This window comes from Virgibacillus kekensis, from assembly GCF_042654125.1.
Lineage (GTDB): Bacteria > Bacillota > Bacilli > Bacillales > Amphibacillaceae > Lentibacillus > Lentibacillus kekensis.
On the sequence record NZ_JBHSFU010000007.1, the window covers coordinates 194,497 to 213,497 of the forward strand.

The 19,001-nt window shown below is 44.1% G+C and carries 15 protein-coding genes; 12 read left to right on the forward strand and 3 right to left on the reverse strand.

The features are described 5' to 3' along the window. Positions 1-214 precede the first annotated feature (214 nt). The 4 genes from ACFO3D_RS13300 (at position 215) to hemY (ending at position 5,892) form a co-directional block, all read left to right on the forward strand. Entirely contained in the window at positions 215-2,368 is a 2,154-nt protein-coding gene (locus ACFO3D_RS13300; RefSeq protein WP_390296768.1) for a transglycosylase domain-containing protein, read from the forward strand. Positions 2,369-2,497: 129 nt separating this feature from the next. Then, the gene (gene hemE, locus ACFO3D_RS13305) at positions 2,498-3,532 is read left to right on the forward strand and encodes a uroporphyrinogen decarboxylase (RefSeq protein ID WP_390296771.1); all 1,035 of its coding nucleotides are present in this window, start codon (positions 2,498-2,500) and stop codon (positions 3,530-3,532) included. 24 nt (positions 3,533-3,556) lie between these two features. Further along, positions 3,557-4,495: a ferrochelatase gene (gene hemH, locus ACFO3D_RS13310; RefSeq protein ID WP_390296774.1), complete on the forward strand. Its 939-nt coding sequence runs from the start codon at positions 3,557-3,559 to the stop codon at positions 4,493-4,495. Next, positions 4,492-5,892, forward strand: coding sequence for a protoporphyrinogen oxidase (hemY, locus tag ACFO3D_RS13315; protein ID WP_390296777.1), 1,401 nt, complete (start codon positions 4,492-4,494; stop codon positions 5,890-5,892). The genes hemH and hemY overlap by 4 nt, the downstream gene beginning before the upstream one ends. Before the next feature lie 381 nt (positions 5,893-6,273). Here the strand turns inward: hemY and pepF are convergent, their stop codons facing one another. Further along, the gene (pepF, locus tag ACFO3D_RS13320; RefSeq protein WP_390296780.1) at positions 6,274-8,088 is read right to left on the reverse strand and encodes an oligoendopeptidase F; all 1,815 of its coding nucleotides are present in this window, start codon (positions 8,086-8,088) and stop codon (positions 6,274-6,276) included. 191 nt (positions 8,089-8,279) lie between these two features. Continuing rightward, positions 8,280-8,408: a protein YhfH gene (gene yhfH / locus ACFO3D_RS13325; protein ID WP_390296783.1), complete on the reverse strand. Its 129-nt coding sequence runs from the start codon at positions 8,406-8,408 to the stop codon at positions 8,280-8,282. Between the two features lie 98 nt (positions 8,409-8,506). Between yhfH and ACFO3D_RS13330 the strand changes: the two genes are divergently transcribed. The 5 genes from ACFO3D_RS13330 to ACFO3D_RS13350 all read left to right on the forward strand — a co-directional run bounded on the left by ACFO3D_RS13330 (position 8,507) and on the right by ACFO3D_RS13350 (position 12,999). Beyond that, complete coding sequence (locus ACFO3D_RS13330) at positions 8,507-9,244, forward strand: MBL fold metallo-hydrolase (protein ID WP_390296786.1); 738 nt, start codon at positions 8,507-8,509, stop codon at positions 9,242-9,244. A 63-nt stretch (positions 9,245-9,307) separates the two neighbouring features. Beyond that, positions 9,308-10,303, forward strand: coding sequence for a lipoate--protein ligase (locus ACFO3D_RS13335; protein ID WP_390296789.1), 996 nt, complete (start codon positions 9,308-9,310; stop codon positions 10,301-10,303). A 208-nt stretch (positions 10,304-10,511) separates the two neighbouring features. After that, positions 10,512-12,050: a fatty acid--CoA ligase family protein gene (locus ACFO3D_RS13340; RefSeq protein ID WP_390296792.1), complete on the forward strand. Its 1,539-nt coding sequence runs from the start codon at positions 10,512-10,514 to the stop codon at positions 12,048-12,050. 121 nt (positions 12,051-12,171) lie between these two features. Beyond that, positions 12,172-12,327: a hypothetical protein gene (locus ACFO3D_RS13345; RefSeq protein ID WP_390296795.1), complete on the forward strand. Its 156-nt coding sequence runs from the start codon at positions 12,172-12,174 to the stop codon at positions 12,325-12,327. Positions 12,328-12,471: 144 nt separating this feature from the next. Beyond that, the gene (locus ACFO3D_RS13350; protein WP_390296798.1) at positions 12,472-12,999 is read left to right on the forward strand and encodes a competence protein ComK; all 528 of its coding nucleotides are present in this window, start codon (positions 12,472-12,474) and stop codon (positions 12,997-12,999) included. Here ACFO3D_RS13350 and ACFO3D_RS13355 read toward each other — a convergent pair. After that, the gene (locus ACFO3D_RS13355) at positions 12,947-13,336 is read right to left on the reverse strand and encodes a YhjD family protein (RefSeq protein WP_390296801.1); all 390 of its coding nucleotides are present in this window, start codon (positions 13,334-13,336) and stop codon (positions 12,947-12,949) included. The two genes, ACFO3D_RS13350 and ACFO3D_RS13355, sit on opposite strands and share 53 nt — an antisense overlap. Positions 13,337-13,534: 198 nt before the next feature. Between ACFO3D_RS13355 and ACFO3D_RS13360 the strand changes: the two genes are divergently transcribed. The 3 genes from ACFO3D_RS13360 to addB all read left to right on the forward strand — a co-directional run bounded on the left by ACFO3D_RS13360 (position 13,535) and on the right by addB (position 18,999). Then, complete coding sequence (locus ACFO3D_RS13360) at positions 13,535-14,209, forward strand: TVP38/TMEM64 family protein (RefSeq protein WP_390296803.1); 675 nt, start codon at positions 13,535-13,537, stop codon at positions 14,207-14,209. A gap of 89 nt (positions 14,210-14,298) precedes the next feature. Further along, positions 14,299-14,853, forward strand: coding sequence for a signal peptidase I (gene lepB / locus ACFO3D_RS13365; RefSeq protein ID WP_390296806.1), 555 nt, complete (start codon positions 14,299-14,301; stop codon positions 14,851-14,853). Between the two features lie 648 nt (positions 14,854-15,501). Continuing rightward, positions 15,502-18,999, forward strand: a complete 3,498-nt coding sequence (addB, locus tag ACFO3D_RS13370; RefSeq protein WP_390296808.1) for a helicase-exonuclease AddAB subunit AddB — start codon at positions 15,502-15,504, stop codon at positions 18,997-18,999. The last annotated feature ends 2 nt before the right edge of the window (positions 19,000-19,001 follow it).

A 19,001-nucleotide genomic window follows, 5' to 3' on the forward strand; every position in this document is an offset into this window, starting at 1 on the left:
GAATTCTTTTTTCCATCATAACAATAACATACCCTATTTTGCCATTTCGTTCTAATAATTGTTTGGGTTAAGTATGGAGGGTTATAAACTCATTTTTGATTTTTGACTTTCTCGCCGTTTAAAATAATTATTAAATAACATTAGATATTATTACTTTTTTAATGGTGAAATCTGTCGTATAATAGAATAGTAATTTTTTGATCGAGGTGAATAAATGAAAAAAACCACAGACTTTATGAAAGGCAAGGGGAAATGGCTCCTGCTTTCATTAAGTTTTATGTTGTTACTGGGATTATTGGGTTATGCGATAATCCTATTTGGCGGGAATCTGGTTGTTGATGAAGAAAATCTGGTCCTGGATGCGACGACTACGATTGAGACGGAAGACGGGGAAGTTATCGGTAAGTTATATAATGAAAACCGGATACCGATTAACATTGACAGGGTACCTGAGCATGTGAAAGAAGCGTTTGTTGCAGTGGAAGACCGGCGTTTTTATGAACATGCCGGGGTTGATTTCCAGTCCGTTATCAGAGCAGTCTACCGGGATATACTTGCTATGTCCAAAGTTGAGGGCGCGAGTACGATTACACAACAGCTCGCTAAAAACCTGTTTTTGCATAATGATAAAACATGGATGCGGAAAACCAAGGAAGTAATGGCCGCTATTTATCTGGAACGTAACTTTTCAAAAGATAAGATTTTGGAATTATACTTAAATGAAATATATTTCGGACATGGTTGGTATGGAATTGAAGTTGCGACACAGAAGTTCTTTTCAAAATCAGTCGAGGACCTAACATTATCTGAGGGAGCAATGTTAGCCGGACTTGCTAAGGCACCGAATGGCTATTCACCGATTAACCATCCTGACCGGGCATTGGATCGGCGAAATGTGGTTTTACAGGCAATGGAAAATGCCGGAAAGCTATCTACTGAAGATCGAATAGTCGCCCAAGGAAAGACACTGGGTTTAAATATAAAGGAAGAAAAGCCGAATCCTTGGACAGACAGTTATATAAATCTTGTCATTGAGGAAGCTGAGGATAAGTACCAGGTTTCGACAAATGAACTGCGCCGCGGCGGTTACCGTATTGTAGTCAATATGAACGAGAACGCCCAGCGGATTGCCTACGAAAAATTTCAAAATGAGGAATATTTCCCAGGCAATACATCAGGGATCGAGGGTGCTTTCGTGATGGTTGAAAAGGACAGCGGAAAGGTTGCCGCGGCGATAGGCGGGAGAGAATACAAGCTCGGGGACCTTAACCGGGTTACTGTCAAACGACAGCCTGGTTCGACAATTAAACCGATTGCGGTCTATGCACCAGCATTAATGCAGAAGAGCTACCGGCCGTACTCATTGTTGCCGGACCAGAAGCGGGAAATCGGAGACTATACGGCGACCAACTATGACGGGAAATATGAGGGCGCAGTTTCTATTTATGAAGCCCTGAAGGAGTCGAAAAACACAACTGCAGTCTGGCTCCTGAACCAGATTGGAATTCCGTATGCCAAAGATTACTTGGGGAAAATGAATATCACCATTCCGGATGATGGCCTGGCAATCGCGCTAGGCGGTTTAAAACGTGGTATTTCGCCGTTGAAAATGGCCGAGAGCTACCGTACATTTGCCAGTGGTGGTGAGGTGGTTGATTCGTATACGATTGACCGGATTTATAACAAAAATGGCGAAATTATTTTCCAAGGTAGTGGGAAAGAAACGGCTGTATTTAGCCCACAGGTTGCCTGGAATATGACCGAAATGCTGATTGGAATTGTCGAGGAAGGAACGGCTACAGCTGGTGAGTATGATAAAGCGTTGGCTGGAAAAACCGGAACTACCGAGCATCCGCATGTACCCGAAAAGGTAAAGGATTCCTGGTTTGTCGGGTACACGCCGGACTATGTCATCGCACTGTGGATGGGTTATGATCAGACCGATAAAGAACATTATCTTACAGGGGGCAGTGATTACCCGACGATGCTGACAAAAACCATCCTTTCAGAATTGGACAAACAGGAACCATTGACGGCTTCTTTTAAAAAGCCGGAAAATGTGGAGGACTTGCCTGAGCCAATCGAATTACCGGAAAAAATTAAGCTTAATGGTGAGATTGTATTTGGCGGGTTTCCACTATTTCAGGGAAAACTGAATTGGAGCGGCGGAGAAAGTGACCGTATTGTATACAGGATTTATCAGGAGAAACGTGGAATTGATAAGCGGATTGGGGAAGTAAAAGGTAAGACTGCATTTACGATTGATAACGTCAATGCATTTAAATCTTCCAGCTATTATGTGGTTCCGTACAACCCACTAACCAAACTGGAAGGTATTAAGTCAAATACGGTTAAACTGTCCCGATGATATTTTTTAGCATGGGGTTAATTTAGACAAATTGATGACAATCTAAGTGGTTTGCTATACAGAATGGTTGGAAATAGCTATAGTTAAAATTGGATATTAGGGCTTAAGTAGGTTAAAAGGGTGAAAATAATGTCAAAACAAATTAATGATACTATTATCCGCGCGTATAATGGTGAAAAAACAGACTATACTCCGGCATGGTTTATGCGCCAGGCAGGACGGTCTCAGAAAGAATACCGCGAATTAAAGAAGAAATATTCATTGTTTGAAATAACGCATCAGCCAGAACTTTGTGCATATGTTACCCGTCTGCCGGTGGAGCATTACGGGGTGGATGCAGCCATTTTGTATAAAGATATCATGTCACCATTGCCTTCGCTTGGCGTTGATGTGGAGATTAAATCGGGAATTGGTCCTGTAATTGCCAATCCAATCAGGAATTTGCAAGACGTGGAAAAACTGGGTGCCATTAACCCAAAAAATGATGTGCCGTACGTTCTTGATACAATTCGACTTTTAAGTGAGGAACAGCTGGAAGTGCCGCTTATTGGATTCAGCGGAGCTCCATTTACACTGGCAAGCTACATGATTGAAGGCGGACCATCACGTAATTATGGCAAGACTAAAGCAATGATGTACAGCCAACCTGACGTCTGGTTTGCGTTGATGGACAAACTTGGCGATATGGTAATTGAGTATGTGAAAGCCCAAATTGCAGCAGGTGCTCGGGCAATCCAGATTTTTGACTCATGGGTAGGTGCTTTGAATGCTCCAGATTACCGGATGTTCATCAAACCGGTTATGCAGCGGATTTTCTCTGAACTTCAAAAGGAGAACGTTCCTTTGATTATTTTCGGAGTAGGTGCGCGACACTTGCTGCTTGAGTGGAATGAGCTTCCGGTGGACGTGATTGGCCTTGACTGGCGGACTTCCATTACTGAGGCGCGCCAAATGGGTGTTACCAAGGTGCTCCAGGGCAATCTAGATCCTGCAATTCTTTTGGCGGATTGGGAAACGATTGAATCCAGAACAAAAGGAATTCTGGATGAAGCCATGCAGCAGGAAAGTCATGTGTTCAACCTTGGACATGGCGTAACACCGGATATTAGCCCGGAAACGCTGAAAAAATTGACCGAACTGATTCATACGTATTCCAAACGATAATCTGAAATAGAAGAGGTGCTGGAAATGGAAAGGAAAAAAATGGGATTGCTCGTAATGGCGTATGGAACGCCTTACAAGGAAGAGGACATTGAGCCATACTATACGCACATCCGACATGGAAGAAAGCCATCCGAGGAAGCATTGCAGGATCTGAAGGACCGCTATAAAGCAATCGGTGGCATATCACCGCTTGCCAAAATAACCCAGGAGCAGGCAAAGGCCCTCGAGGTGAACTTGAATGCGACACAAGATGAAATAGAATTCAGCGTTTATATCGGCCTGAAACATATCACACCATTCATCGAGGATGCAGTTGCCCAAATGGCTGAGGACGGGATTAAAGAAGCCGTGTCACTCGTACTGGCACCGCACTACTCAACATTCAGCGTGAAATCATACAACAGCCGGGCACAAGAAGAAGCAGAGAAGCATGGAATTTCCATCGAATCGGTGGAAAGCTGGTATAATGAGCCAGGGTTCATTAAATATTGGGCTGACCAAATTGCCGATGTCTATAATGACATGTCAACGGATGAGCGTGAGAAAGCGGTACTTATCGTGTCTGCCCACAGCCTGCCGGAAAAAATTCTTCAGAACGAGGATCCATATCCAGACCAGTTGAAGGAGACTGCACAACTTATTTCCGAAGCTACCGGGATCACAAACTATGAAATCGGTTGGCAAAGTGAAGGGAACACTCCTGACCCATGGCTTGGACCGGACGTTCAGGATCTGACCCGTGACCTGTATAAACAAAAAGGGTATCGTTCCTTTGTATATGCTCCAGTTGGTTTCATAGCTGATCACCTGGAAGTATTATATGATAATGATTACGAGTGTAAAGTTGTGTGTGATGAACTTGGCGCCAGCTACCATCGTCCGGAAATGCCAAATGTTCATCCGCAGTTTATTAACACACTCGCTGATGTTGTATTACGTAAAGTAAAGAGTGAAGTGCGATGAGCGCTAATAAAACAATTGTAATAGTAGGCGGCGGGATAACAGGATTATCCGCTGCTTATTATTTGCGAAAAGAAATAACTGAGAATAACCTGCCATACGAAGTTAAACTTGTCGAGGCAAGTGACCGGCTTGGTGGTAAAATAAAGACGAAGCACCACGATGGATTTGTTATTGAGCAGGGACCGGACTCATTTCTGGCGCGGAAACAGCCGGCCGTGAAGCTTACCGAAGAACTGGGGATGTCCGACGAGCTAGTCCGTAATGGTACCGGGCAATCGTATATTCTGGTAAATAATAAGCTGCACAAAATGCCGACTGGAGCATTTATGGGAATCCCAACACAAGTACGACCATTTCTATTTTCAGGAATTTTTTCGCCAAAAGGAAAACTGCGTGCCGGATTTGACTTTGTTCTACCAAAAAGCAAACCGGTTAGTGATCAGTCGCTGGGAGGCTTTTTCCGCCACCGGTTCGGTAATGAACTTGTAGAAAACCTGATTGAACCTTTGCTGTCGGGGATTTATGCGGGGGATATTGATGACATGAGTATTATGGCGACGTTCCCGAATTTTTATAATCTCGAGCAGGAACACCGCAGTTTGATTAAAGGCCTGCAGAAAACGATGCCGAAGCGGAAGAAATCAACCGGTAAAAAACCCGGGATGTTTTTCTCTTTTAAAAATGGACTAGGGTCACTGGTTGATAAGCTGGCGGACGAGCTAAACGGCTTGTATTCGCTTAATACTGCTGTTGACCATGTCGAGAAAAAGGAGCATGGCTACCATCTTCTCCTCAGCAGCGGGGAAGTGTACAAGGCAGATGCCGTTATTATGGCAACTCCGCATCATACGCTGCCCCGGATGTTTAGCCAGTATGATCTTTTCGAGGATTTCAACGATATCCCAGCTACATCGGTTGCCAATGTTGCAATGGCGTTTGACCAGTCTGCAATCAAAAAGGATATTGATGGCACCGGCTTTGTCGTATCGCGTAACAGTGATTTCCGTATAACAGCGTGTACATGGACACATAAGAAATGGCCGAACACTACACCAGATGGAAAAGCCTTGCTGCGCTGTTATGTCGGGCGCCCATCTGATCAGTCGGTGGTCGATCTTTCGGACGAAGAAATAACCGAAATTGTCCTTCGTGATTTAAACAAGACAATGAATATTACAGAAAAGCCAGAGTTCAGTGTGATTACCCGGTGGAAGAACGCTATGCCGCAATATACCGTAGGGCACAAAGAGCGCATTGCCCGTGTCCGTAATTCAGCGGACCGTGAGCTACCAGGCGTATTCCTGACAGGAAGTTCGTATGAAGGGATTGGCGTTCCGGATTGTATTGATCAGGGGGAAAAGGCCGTTGCTGACGTACTGGGATATTTAAGTAAGTAATATAGGAGAGGCAGGACCAATCAGCAAATGATTCGGTCCTGTTTTTTTGGTTAAGATTTTTTGTTTTAGCCGAGAGCGGTAGGGAATTCGGTTCGAATAAAGGTAAACTTAAGGACATGAAGATACAGTAAAAGGTGACCAGCCGTAAAAGTAGTCACCCCGCTCATCGCCTTGATGAGAGGTCGAAGGAAGCGGAGAACCTTGCCAAATGCCGCTCATCGAACTAGTCCCCCCCCTAATCGACAACAATTATTTTCCTAATCAAAGAAAAAGCAACCAGATTTCCTCTGATTGCTTCTCCATTAATCTATTAAACTGATTTATCGGTTTCTGTTACGATTTCTCAAGAAGGTTGGGATAGGATTACATAACTATCATCTATTATTCTTCGTAGCTTTTCACGAGTTCATCAACAAGCGAGCCGACGTATGCGACTGCTTCTTTTATTGCGTCTGGTTTAGACATATCGACACCAGCCTTTAAAGCTAGATCCTGTGGTTTGAGCGTACCACCAGCTTTCAGGACGGATAACCAGCGGTCCACAGCCGGCTGGCCTTCTTCACGGATTTTTTGGGCCATAGCAGTCGATACAGTCAGTCCGGCTGAGTAAGTGTACGGGTATAACCCCATGTAGTAATGCGGCTGACGCATCCATGTTAGGCCTGCACCTTCATCGATTGCGACCGTATCACCCCAGAAGTTTTCAAGTGCTTCTTTCTTTTGCTGTGTCAGCAGGTTCGCGGTTAGAGGAGTTCCTTCCTCGGCCAACGTATACACGCGGCGCTGGAATTCACCCTCGAGCAGATGAGTCACAAAATTATGGTAGTACGTACCAAGTAACTGTGTGATCACCCAGCGTTTCATCCGTTTGTCGTCTGTTTTACTGATTAGATGGTCAGCCAGCAGCAACTCATTAATAGTCGATGGTGCTTCGATAAAGTACGTTGAGGCACGGGTGTTCACATAGTTTTGGTTTTTGCCGGCAAGATAGAAGTGGCCAGCATGACCAAGTTCATGTGCAAGCACAAATGCGCCGCGCATCGTGTCTGTCCAGGTAATTAGAATATATGGATGGACACCGTACGGGCTCGCACAAAAGGCACCGGTGGATTTTCCGACATTATCTGAGTAATCCACCCAACGGCTATTTATTCCTTGTTCCATAATCTCACTGTACTCAGGTCCCATTACTTTCAATGCATCCAGAATTGTAGAAGTCGCTTCCTCATATGATGTTGTCGGATTGAACTTTGGATCAAGTGGTGCTTTTAAATCAGCAAAATGCAACTCTTCAAGGCCAAGCTTTTCTTTTTTTAGCTCGGCAAACCGACGCATATGTGGTGCAAGCTCTTCCTGAATGACATCAAGCTGGTTGTTGTACATATTTTTTGTAACCTGCTGTGGCTGTAATAGCATATCGGTCACGGAGCTGTAGTTGCGTAGTCTGGAGAGGGTAACCTGCTTAGTTACCTCAGTTGCATAAGTTGCGGCATACGTATTTTTATACTGGTTCAATGTCTTAACAAAAGAATCGTATGCTTCGCGACGGGTCGCAGTGTCCGGTGAAAATTCATACCGGTCTTCATAAAGCGCAAACGACATAGGCAATTTCTCGCCGTTTTCCCCCTCAATCGAATCAAACTCCATGTCTGAGGACTTACTGCGCTGGTAAATCATATATGGCGAACTATGTACTTCTCCAAGAGCAGCGAGGGTTTCCTCGATTTCAGGGGCCATTGTATATGGCTTTTTCTCGAGAATATCATTAAGCATTTTTTGATAAGTTTCAAGAAGAGGCTCTGTCTCCAGGAAATACTCTATTGTATTCTGCGACATATTCAAAAGTTCTGCCTCTACAAATGAAAGTTTAGCACCAATTGCCGCCAGTGCAGATGATACTCTGGCCATATCTCCCTGGTTTTTAGGATCAGACCCGTCAGCAGCACCTTTTAGTGAAGCGTAGGTAGATACGCGAACAAGCCGCTGCTCATAGTTTTCCAGCGCTACAAGGCAGTTCAGCAATGTCTCCGGGTTGGTGTTCAGACGCCCCTTATACTGTGTGACATCACTTACGTTTGCCTGAATTGCGGTTAGTTCCTTCTCCCATTCGTCGTCTGATGCGAACAAATCATGCAAGTCCCACCTCTGTTCGACTGGTACTTCAGCTCGTGTTAATCGTTTAGAATTTGTTGTCAATTTGGATACCCCTCTCCCAATTACTTCGTTTCCCTAATAAATTATAAAACAAAATCCGTCCGAATGACACGATTTTTCAGAAATCTATACAAAAAAAACAGCTATCCCCGAATAGCTGCTGATGGAAAGTATAAAACTGTTACAGTACAATTAATACAGATTATTTATTTTCAACCTGATGTCAATACACGTTATCTTGCCGGATGATCACATTCGTCACATAAATTACCATAGCAGTCAGCTTTCTCAAGCATGTCCTGGCCGCATTCCTGACACTTTTTCTTTGGTAAATTCCTGAAAAACTCAACGACGTTATCCATGTGTATCCTCCTTTAAGTTGATAAAACCATTGTAATATAACAGTATGTATAGTGTCAACACTGTGTTACAACAAATTTTAAAAATGAGGTGAAAGTCTATGAAATTGACCGTGATCGGACATTGGGGCGGCTACCCGGCTGCAGGTGGAGCAACCTCAGCTTATTTACTCGAGAAAGATGGATATACGCTACTGATTGATGCGGGGAGCGGTTCACTGTCCAAAGTACAGAACTATACAAAGGTCACCGATATCAATGCGGTAGTTCTATCACATTATCACAACGACCATATTGCTGACATTGGTGTACTTCAGTATGCATGGCTAGTTCAGTCATATATTCAGGATCGTAAAACTGTGTTGCCAATCTATGGGCATACCGACGACCAGGAGGGCTTTGAATCGCTCAGTCACCGATTCACAAAAGGAGTGGCTTATGATCCGAAAAAGCAGCTCGAAGTTGGGCCATTTTCGGTTACCTTTCAAAAAACAGACCACCCGGTTCCTTGCTATGGCATGCGCATAACGGATGGTGAATCTGCCATCGTTTATACTGCTGATACATCGTTTAAAGAAGAGTGGATTTCTTTTGCCGAACATGCTGATCTTCTTATTACAGACTGTAACTTCTATGCAGGGCAGAACAGTAAAAAGGCAGGACATATGACTAGTGAAGAAGGCGCCAGAATTGCGCATGAGGCTGGGGTTGGCGAGCTTGTACTGAGCCATTTGCCCCACTTTGGGGACCACAAGGATTTAATAAAAGAAGCCGAGCAGCATTTCTCAGGAATAATCAGATTAGCAGAAGAGGGACTAGCCTGGGAAAAAAGTCATTAACTTTGATTGTGTAAGAAATTTCTATTACACTTATTATAGATACTAATACAGGAGGGATAGACGATGAAATTCATAGATAATAAGGGAATAACAGATCCAACAGTCAATCTTGCACTGGAAGAATATGTCCTCCAGAACTTCGGCGAACAAGATACATATCTTTTATTTTATATCAATAAGCCATCCATAATTATCGGACGTAATCAGAATACAGTAGAGGAAATCAACACGGATTATGTAGATGAAAATGGCATTAAGGTAGTTCGACGCTTATCCGGAGGTGGGGCAGTTTACCATGACGAAGGTAACCTGAACTTCAGCTTCATTACCAAAGATGATGGGGAGAGTTTCCAGGATTTCGCCAAGTTTACCAAGCCGGTCGTGGAAGCATTGAATAAACTGGGAGTTCCTGCAGAAATGAAAGGCCGCAATGATCTCGTGGTCGAGGGACGCAAAATTTCCGGAAACGCAATGTTCTCCACAAAAGGCCGCATGTTCAGTCACGGAACACTCATGTTTGATTCAGAGGTCGAGCACGTTGTTTCCGCATTGAACGTTAAAAAAGAGAAAATCGAGTCTAAAGGAATCAAGTCAATCCGCAGTCGTGTAGCCAATATTTCCGAATACCTTAACGAGAAAGTCTCTATGGATGAGTTCAAGGATATGATTCTCCGCTATATTTTCGAAGTGGATGATTCCAAGAATGTCGAACGTTATGAACTGACCGAAGAAGATTGGGAGAACATTTATAAAATCTCCGAGGAGCGCTATAAAAAATGGGAGTGGAACTACGGTAAATCTCCTAAATTCAATATTCAGGAATCGCATAAATTTGATGCCGGTCTCGTGGATGTCCGTTTGGATGTTAAAAATGGTACCATCCAGAACTGCAAAATCTATGGTGACTTTTTCGGAATTGGCGATGTCAGCGTTCTTGAGGATAAGCTGATCGGAGTTCGTCACGAGCGTAAAGCAATCGAAGAAGCATTAGCTGATGTAGATGTACCACACTACCTTGGTAAAATTTCAAAAGAAGACTTCATTAACCTGCTGTACTAAGATTGGCAGTTAAAATATTTAGAGTGAGAATCCAGCATTCGCTGGATTCTTTTTTTTTAACAGAAATGAGGCGTATTACCATTCTACCCTCCCTTAAAATTTAACCGCTTACACTTGTATTGTCGATATCTGTATTTTATAATAAATATGAATTTTATTCTAAAAATGAATGATTGCTCATTCATAAATCAGGCAAGGGGGATATAAGGTGAATGTAACGGAACAGTTATCAGTCACAGCCAGCGAGAATCCACACAAAGCCGCATATGTATTTCAGGATAAAGAGACAAGCTATATGGAACTGGAGGGGGCAGTTACTAAATTTGCATCACAGTTACAGAAGCTTGGGTATAAAAAGGGTGATCATATTGCCTTGGTTTTGGGAAACAGCCCATATTATGTAATCAGTCTTTATGGCGCACTTCGGATCGGAGCGGTGGTTATACCGATTAATTCGCTGTACACGCCATCAGAGCTTACGTTTATTCTCAATAACGGGGACGTTAAGGGAGTCATTACAATGGACGTCCTGCTTAAAAAATTTGAGGCAATCGCTGATCAAGTGCCTGGCATCGAACATTACATAGCCTGTGAAAGTGGGGAAGAGGTATCGTTTGAGGGGAGCAGTTTGTCCGCAAAATTGAAACCGTTTACACAATTGATTCAGGTTGGAAGCCTTGAATTGGACGCCCCGACGATGGATGACGAGGACACCGCCATTATTTTATATACGTCCGGGACAACCGGAAAACCAAAAGGAGCAATGCTTTCCCATAAAAATATATATTCCAACGCGAAGGATACGGCTGATTATCTGCAAATAAGCGGTGACGACCGGGTTATCGCCGCCCTGCCGATGTTCCATGTTTTCTGCTTGACTGTTGCACTGAATGCCCCATTGATGAACGGGGGAACCATACTGATTATGCCGAAGTTTTCACCACAGGAAGTATTCAGGGTGACCACCGAACATCAAGCAACCGTCTTTGCTGGTGTCCCTACTATGTACAATTATCTTCTCCAGAGTGCTGCCGACAGTAAGGCTGACTTTTCGGGCATCCGAATCTGCATCTCAGGTGGGGCCTCCATGCCGGTCGCGCTGCTAAAAGAATTTGAAAAGGCGTTCAAAGTGAAGGTTTCAGAAGGCTATGGCTTGTCTGAAGCATCACCTGTTACATGCTTTAATCCACTTGACCAGCCTCGCAAGCCGGGTTCTATAGGGAAAAGCATTATGAACGTTGAAAATAAGGTTGTCGATGAGCTTGGCGAAGAAGTACCTGCTGGCGAAGTAGGTGAACTGATCGTTCGCGGTCCTAATGTGATGAAAGGCTATTACAAGTTAGATGAAGAAACAGCATCCACGCTGAAGGACGGCTGGCTCTTCACTGGTGACATGGCCCGGATGGGCGAAGAAGGCTACTTTTACATTGTCGATCGTAAAAAAGATATGATTCTTGTTGGCGGCTACAATGTTTACCCGCGTGAAGTCGAGGAAATTCTTTATGACCATCCAGCTGTGGCCGAAGCTGCGGTAATTGGTAGTCCGTATCCTGAAACAGGTGAGTCCGTTTTAGCATTCGTAGTAACGAAAGACCCTGCGCTAGATGAGGCAATACTGCTCGAATTCTGTCGAGGACACCTTGCTAAATATAAAGTTCCCGCGAAAATTGAATTTATGGATGAGCTCCCTAAAAATACAACAGGAAAAATCCTTCGCAAAAATCTGGGCGAACAAGTGGCGCAATAAATTGTTTCTTGAAGCACTCCGGGATGAAACCCCGGGGTGCTTTTTGCATTTTAGACAACAACCAAAAAGTATAATCTTTCACATAGTTAGTCAATACTAGATAAAAAAGGAGTTGACTACTATGAAAAAGAATAACAATCCCGAATTGGCAACATTTACCCTGCTCAACCCTGATTTTCATGCATCCGTTGATGAAGGAGCTGTACAGGAAATAGATACCTCAACTGAAGAGTACAGCAATAACGAAAAACAGCCATCCACTGAACCACAGGAATGATTACCAGCATCCTACTTGTGTCTAATTTGTGAACTAAGATAATTATTTGTAGAAAATTAAAACTTCTTCTATCTATTTTTCCCGAAATTTGGTAGATTATAGTTACGCCTCTTTCGTTTCATCTTTGAAAGGATGAAACTATCAATGTTTGATGACCTGTATTACCCGTCACATGAAGTCACACCCCTCACCATGGCAGTAATCGCCCAGTACGATGAAAATGGAAATCCCGTCACTCGTATCTTGGAAAAACAAAACGAATATTTTGTGCGTCATACCCCAACTAAAATCATCAATAATGCATGCAAGTTTTTCGGGAGCAGTCTCCGTGGCAGACAGGATGGAACCAGGGGAATATGCGGTATTACCCACAAGGCTCCTATCGCGGTTGATCCTGGAAGCGGCATGTATTTTTTCCCAACCATTTCACCCACTAATTCCAAGTGTTCCTGGATTGCCCATTCGTATATCGACCAGGTGAATGAAGGCCCTGGCCCGAATCGCTCAACCGAAATTATTTTCAAAAACGGTAAAACGGTGCTTCTATCCGTTTCATACGGATCCATGCTGAATCAGGTTCAGCGCACGGCTCAGTACAGATACCTGCTTGATAATCGGATCAGTTATTTGCGGAAGCATGATGCTGATATGGTTGCAGAGCCTTTTGCATAAGCTCCCGTAAAATGTTTTCCACCTTTTTGCGGATTGCTGGGTTAAAATAATTCCGCTTTTCTTCCCGTCCCCGGCAGAGAAACAGAAATGATGAAAAGGAATCATTTTTATTGAGAGATATGACCTTGATATCCTTATTCAGCATTTTCTTCCGAAGCCCCCTGCGCTCGTTCGCTGCTTCGGTGTTCATTTTTTCCAGCAGCTCGGAATAAGGCTCCTTTATTCTGAAAGCTCCGTTTTGGATGTGCTGAAGGTCTTGCTGGATCACAACCATTGCCATCGACAGAAATAAAAACCTTGATGCAAGCTGCAATTCTTCTTCATCCAGATAGCGCATGATACTCCCTCCGTTAATCGAACAAATGTTCTATAATTTATTATATGCTAAAATGTATAAAAAATACACTAAAAATATCTGATGTGAAATGAAAGAGGCTGAAAGTTTGTTCCGCTATGCAGATTGGTATGTTTACAATAAAATAAAGTAAGGTAACAATGTATATAATGGTTATAGGATGATTAAGGAGACTTCTACATGGATCTTTCAAGTATTTTAGCTAACATCAAACTCATGCTTGAAGAAGACAGGCTTGACGAATATATCATGCAGCTACTTAGTGAATACGAAAATTTGGGTCCATTACCCGGGATACTGCTGCCATTCAGTGAAGCATTTCTGCCGTTCCTGCCGCTAGTAGTGTTTGTGTTTGCGAATGCTGCAGCGTATGGGTTACTGGAAGGTTTTTTATTGTCATGGGCGGGCTCAAGTGTAGGTGCTATACTGGTTTTTTTATTAGTACGGAAGCTTGGAAATAAACGGTTGTTCCGAATAATCCGCAGCAACAAACAGGTCCATCGCGTCACGGCTTGGGTAGACCGGCATGGGTTTGGACCACTTTTTTTATTAATGTGTTTTCCTTTCTCGCCATCGTCGGTTATTAACATCGTCTCAGGGCTTTCTAAAATAAGCATCCAGCAGTTTATCCTGGCAGTGCTGCTAGGAAAGGCAGTAATGATTTTTTCCATAGCGTATGTAGGCTCCAGTATTATGTCATTTGCCAAAGAACCGGTAAAGACGATTGTAGTGGGGGTTTGTATTGTCCTGTTCTGGGTACTTGGAAAATATATCGAGCGGCGATTCCAACGGAAATCGTTACTCAAAGAAATCGCTGACCATGACAAAGAAATCACAGAACATAAGCAGTCTTGAAGAGATTAAAAATTATCCAAAAAGGGCATAATGGAAGAAGAAAATCGCCAAACGCCGATATTGGCTGACAGACCCTGGAGGAAAGTACTATGAATAAACGTTTTTTTGGCAAAATAATCCCTGTCGTAATCCTGGCAATTGCGCTGGCATTTATTTTTCGATCATTTTTCTTCGCAAGTTATATTGTTGACGGGGAGTCAATGCAGCCGACTCTTTATGATGGAAATATGCTGATGGTCAATAAGCTGGCCTATGACCTGACTGACGTAGACCGGTTTGATGTGGTAGTCTTCCATGCCAACTCGAAGGAAGACTATGTGAAACGGGTGATTGGACTTCCTGGTGACAAAATAGAATACAGAAATGACAAGCTTTATATCAACAGCAAACATGTGGAAGAGCCATTTCTTGAACCGCTGAAGAAAAGGGAGTATACAATGGGGCCGTTCACCAATGATTTTACGTTAAAAGAAGTCACTGGAAAATCCCGTGTCCCGGAAGGAAAAATCTTCGTAATGGGCGACAACCGACGGGACAGTTTGGACAGTCGGGTATTCGGATTCGTATCGGTCAAAAAGCTTGTCGGAAAAGTCGATGCCAAATATTGGCCAATCTCACAAATGCAGCTAAGCTTCGGCAAATAGCTATAATTAACCCTCTTTCTCTGCTAAAATAGAGACAGAGGGTTTTATTTTTTTGACACAAAAACTATAAACTGCGACGTAGTATACCGCTACGGAAATACACTACGCTTTCCACGGGCTCGCGGTGAGCCTCCTCGCTCGCAGAGAACGCTCGCTGTGGGGTCTCAACGTCTTCGCTTTCCCGTTGGAGTCTTCGTGTATTTCCTTCGCTGATATTGTGCTTTTTTACCTATAACATTTGTTGATTTTTATTTATAAATCACAAAAGAATAGTGCTTTGTTTTAGGTTGATTGGAGCGAAGGGCAGTCGACACCTGCGGGAAAAGCGCCCTTCAATGGGGGATGCCGGCGCCTGAGCGTATTGCCCGTTTTTAGTCGGCCTTCCTTCTTTCCCTGCGGCGGTGGTTTTCCGCGAGGAAGCTGAAGCCGTGCCCGGCGGCAAAGGAAACACTGTGAGAGGTTTAGCTTGAACAGATGTTGGACTTGCACCCGGAGCGGTGAAAGCGTAATGTATTTCCGCAGCGGAGCTATGATTTTACATCGCACTCTATATCAACCGCGAGGTAAAGCCATGAAAAGATCTTATTTTTTTACTGTGAAATAGAACATACGATTGTACTTTTATTATAAAATGGGGAGATTTTACTTATGGGGATCCGATTTTTGATAGGAAGGGCCGGCACCGGCAAGAGCGGCCGAACGCTCGATGAGATTAAAGCAAAACTCGTCGAAAATCCACAGGGACCGCCAATATATTATATCGTCCCGGACCAAATGACATTTCAGCAAGAGTACGCCCTGTTCAAAGATAAAAACATTAAGGGAAGCATCCGTGCACAAGTAGTAAGCTTTTCCCGGCTCGCATGGCGTGTACTGCAGGAGACGGGCGGGAGCACCAGGCAGTTCATCAGCTCGGTCGGGATTCAGATGATGCTCCGTAAGATTATTGAAGAAAAGGAATCTGAATGGAACGTCTTCCAGAAAGCACTTGAAAAACAGGGTTTTCTGTCTCAGGTTGAAACGATGATTACCGAATTCAAACGGTACCGCATCACCCCTGACATGCTGTACATGCAAATTGAACAGATGAACCGGTTCGTTCATAAGGAATCCGGTGAAGTTGCGCTGACAAATAAGCTCAAGGATTTGGCGTACATATACGAAAATCTCGTACGCTCCCTGCAGGGGAAATATATCGACAGCGAGGATCAGCTGCAGCTGCTTGCTGAAAAAGCAGCAGATGCAAAGTTGCTTGAGAATGCTGAAGTCTATCTGGATGGCTTTCACAGCTTTTCCCCGCAAGAGATGGCCGTAATTGAAGCATTAATGAAAAAATGCAACAATGTGACGATTGCGCTTGCTGGTGACAGTATCGATCAGCAGGAGTTACCGGAGCTTGATTTATTCTTTCAGCCAAAAGAAACTTTCCAGCAGCTTCTGATGATTGCCCGCGAGAATAATATAAAAATAGAAGAGACAACACTACTTCACCCAGAGAATGGGAGGTTCAGTGACCGTCCGTATCTGGCTCATCTGGAAAAATACTTTGACGTTCGCCCAGCACCAAAAATGGAAGGGGATGTCCCGATTCAGATTGCCGAAGCAGTTCATCCAAGGGCCGAGGTGGAAGGTGCTGCCCAGGAAATTTTGCGGCTCGTGCGAGAGGAAGGTTACCGGTTCCAAGACATTGCGGTGTTTATCCGGCAGACCGAAATGTACCATGACCTGATTGATACTATTTTCAATGATTACGATATTCCGGTGTTCATTGATCAAAAACGAACGATGCTGAATCATTCATTGATAGAGTTTATCCGTTCCGTACTTGACATCGTGGAAGGTAACTGGCGCTATGATGCCATTTTCCGTGTGCTGAAAACTGGATTCATTCCAGCGACTGATCCGGATTATCCGCTTAATAATGATGCCATTGATGAACTCGAAAATTACGTACTTGAATACGGAATCCGTTCGCGGGAACGATGGACAGGGGAGGGACACTGGACATTCCAGCGGTTCCGCGGGTTTGATCAGACTGCCCAAACTGACAGGGAAAAAGAAATCGAAACACGTATCAATGCATACAGAGCCCAGGTGGTTCAGGCTCTTCAGGGATTTGATAAGGATATCCGTCAGGCAAAAACAATTCGGGAATTCTGCGAAACTGTTTATTTGCTGCTTGAACAGCTTGGTGTTCCCGCACAGCTTGAAGCCACGCGCGAACGTTTCGATGCGGAGGGGCAAATTGAACGAGGCCGGGAACAGGATCAGGTTTGGAGTGCAACCATACAGCTGTTCGATGAAATTGTTGAAATGGCCGGGGAAGAAACAATGTCCCTTGAGACGTTTCGTTCGACCATTGAGGCTGGCTTTGAAACGCTGACATTTGCCCATGTACCTCCAAGCATGGACCATGTAATTGTCGGTACGATTGACCGTTCAAGGATCAGCGGCATTAAATGTTCATTCCTTTTAGGTGTGAATGATGGCGAATGGCCGATGAAGCCGGGAGCCGATGGCATGATTAATGAGCAGGAACGTGAAATGCTCGCTGGCCATGGTATCCAGCTTGCTGAAAGCAGTAAACGTCAGCTGCTTGATGATTGGTTTTATATGTATGTCGCGTTCACGTCGCCAAGCGATTCCCTGTGGATCAGTTACCCGCTCAGTAACGAGGAAGGCAAGTCGAAAATGCCATCCCAGCTGATTAAGCGGGTCGAGGATCTGTTCCCGTTCTGCTGTGATCATTTGCTGTTGCAGGATCCGGAAGAACTGACAGAAGCTGACAGGTTCATTACCACACCGGTAAAAACAAGATCGGCACTGACTGCCCAGCTTGCCCGCAGCCGAAAGGGTTATCCGGTAAAACCGGTTTGGTGGCATGTCCTTAACTGGTATATTGAAAATCAGCCAAAATACAGTACAACCTATACGATATTGCAAAGTCTGTACTATCAAAACCGGCCAATCAATCTAACACAAAAAACAACCGAGGAGCTGTATCCTAAACAGGTCAAAGCAAGTGTTTCCAGGCTAGAAACTTACTATCGCTGTTCGTATCAGCATTTTGCCAAATACAGTCTGAAGCTTGATGAACGAAAAACATACAAGCTTGATGCGCCGGATATTGGACAGTTGTTCCACGAGGCACTCAAACAAATCACCGAGTGGGTCCAAAAGGATGGCCGTGACTTTGCCCAGCTTTCTAAACAGGACAGTGCGGGTTATGCCCGGCGTGCGGTTGACAGCCTTGCACCGATTCTGCAGCATCAGATTTTGCACAGTTCGAACCGCTATAAATATATTCAGCAGAAACTGCAGGAGGTAATCTCACGGGCGACGTTTATATTAAGTGAGCAGTCACGCCAAAGCGAATTCTCCCCAGTCGGTCTCGAGCTTGGTTTTGGTTTTGACGATAAAAAAGCCTTGCCACCGGTCACGCTACCGCTTGAAAATGGATTTGAACTCATGCTCCGCGGACGGATTGACCGGGTCGACAAGGCGCTCCGCGATGAGAATTTATTTTTAAGAATCATCGATTATAAATCAAGTGCCAAGGGACTTAACCTGCTTGAAGTTTACTATGGACTTGCCTTGCAGATGCTGACTTACCTTGACGTCGTGCTGTCACATTCCGAACAGTGGCTTGGTCTGAAAGCAACACCTGCAGGGGTGCTTTATTTCCATGTCCACAACCCGATGGTATCCGGTAAGGTAAAAATGCCTGACGATGAAATTGAAAAAGAAATCTTTAAAAAATACAAAATGCAGGGTCTCCTGCTGTCTGATGAAGAGATTGTAAAGATGATGGATACATCACTGGAATCCGGTACGAGCCAGATTGTCCCAGCCGGAATGAAGAAAAATGGTGGTTTCTACAGTTCTTCCAAGGTTGCCAATGATGAAACATTTACAAGTCTCCAGAATCATATTCATCAGTTGATGATGCAGGCGGGGATTGACATGACGACAGGTGGGGTTCATCTCAATCCGTATCAGCACAAACAAAATGTCGCATGTACGTACTGTCCGTTTCTGTCGGTCTGTCAATTTGATCCAATCCTGGAAGAAAATAATTACCGTAAGCTCAGTGATCTGAAAGATGATGAAATCCTGGAACGCCTGCGTCAAAAGGAGGGAATATAAAT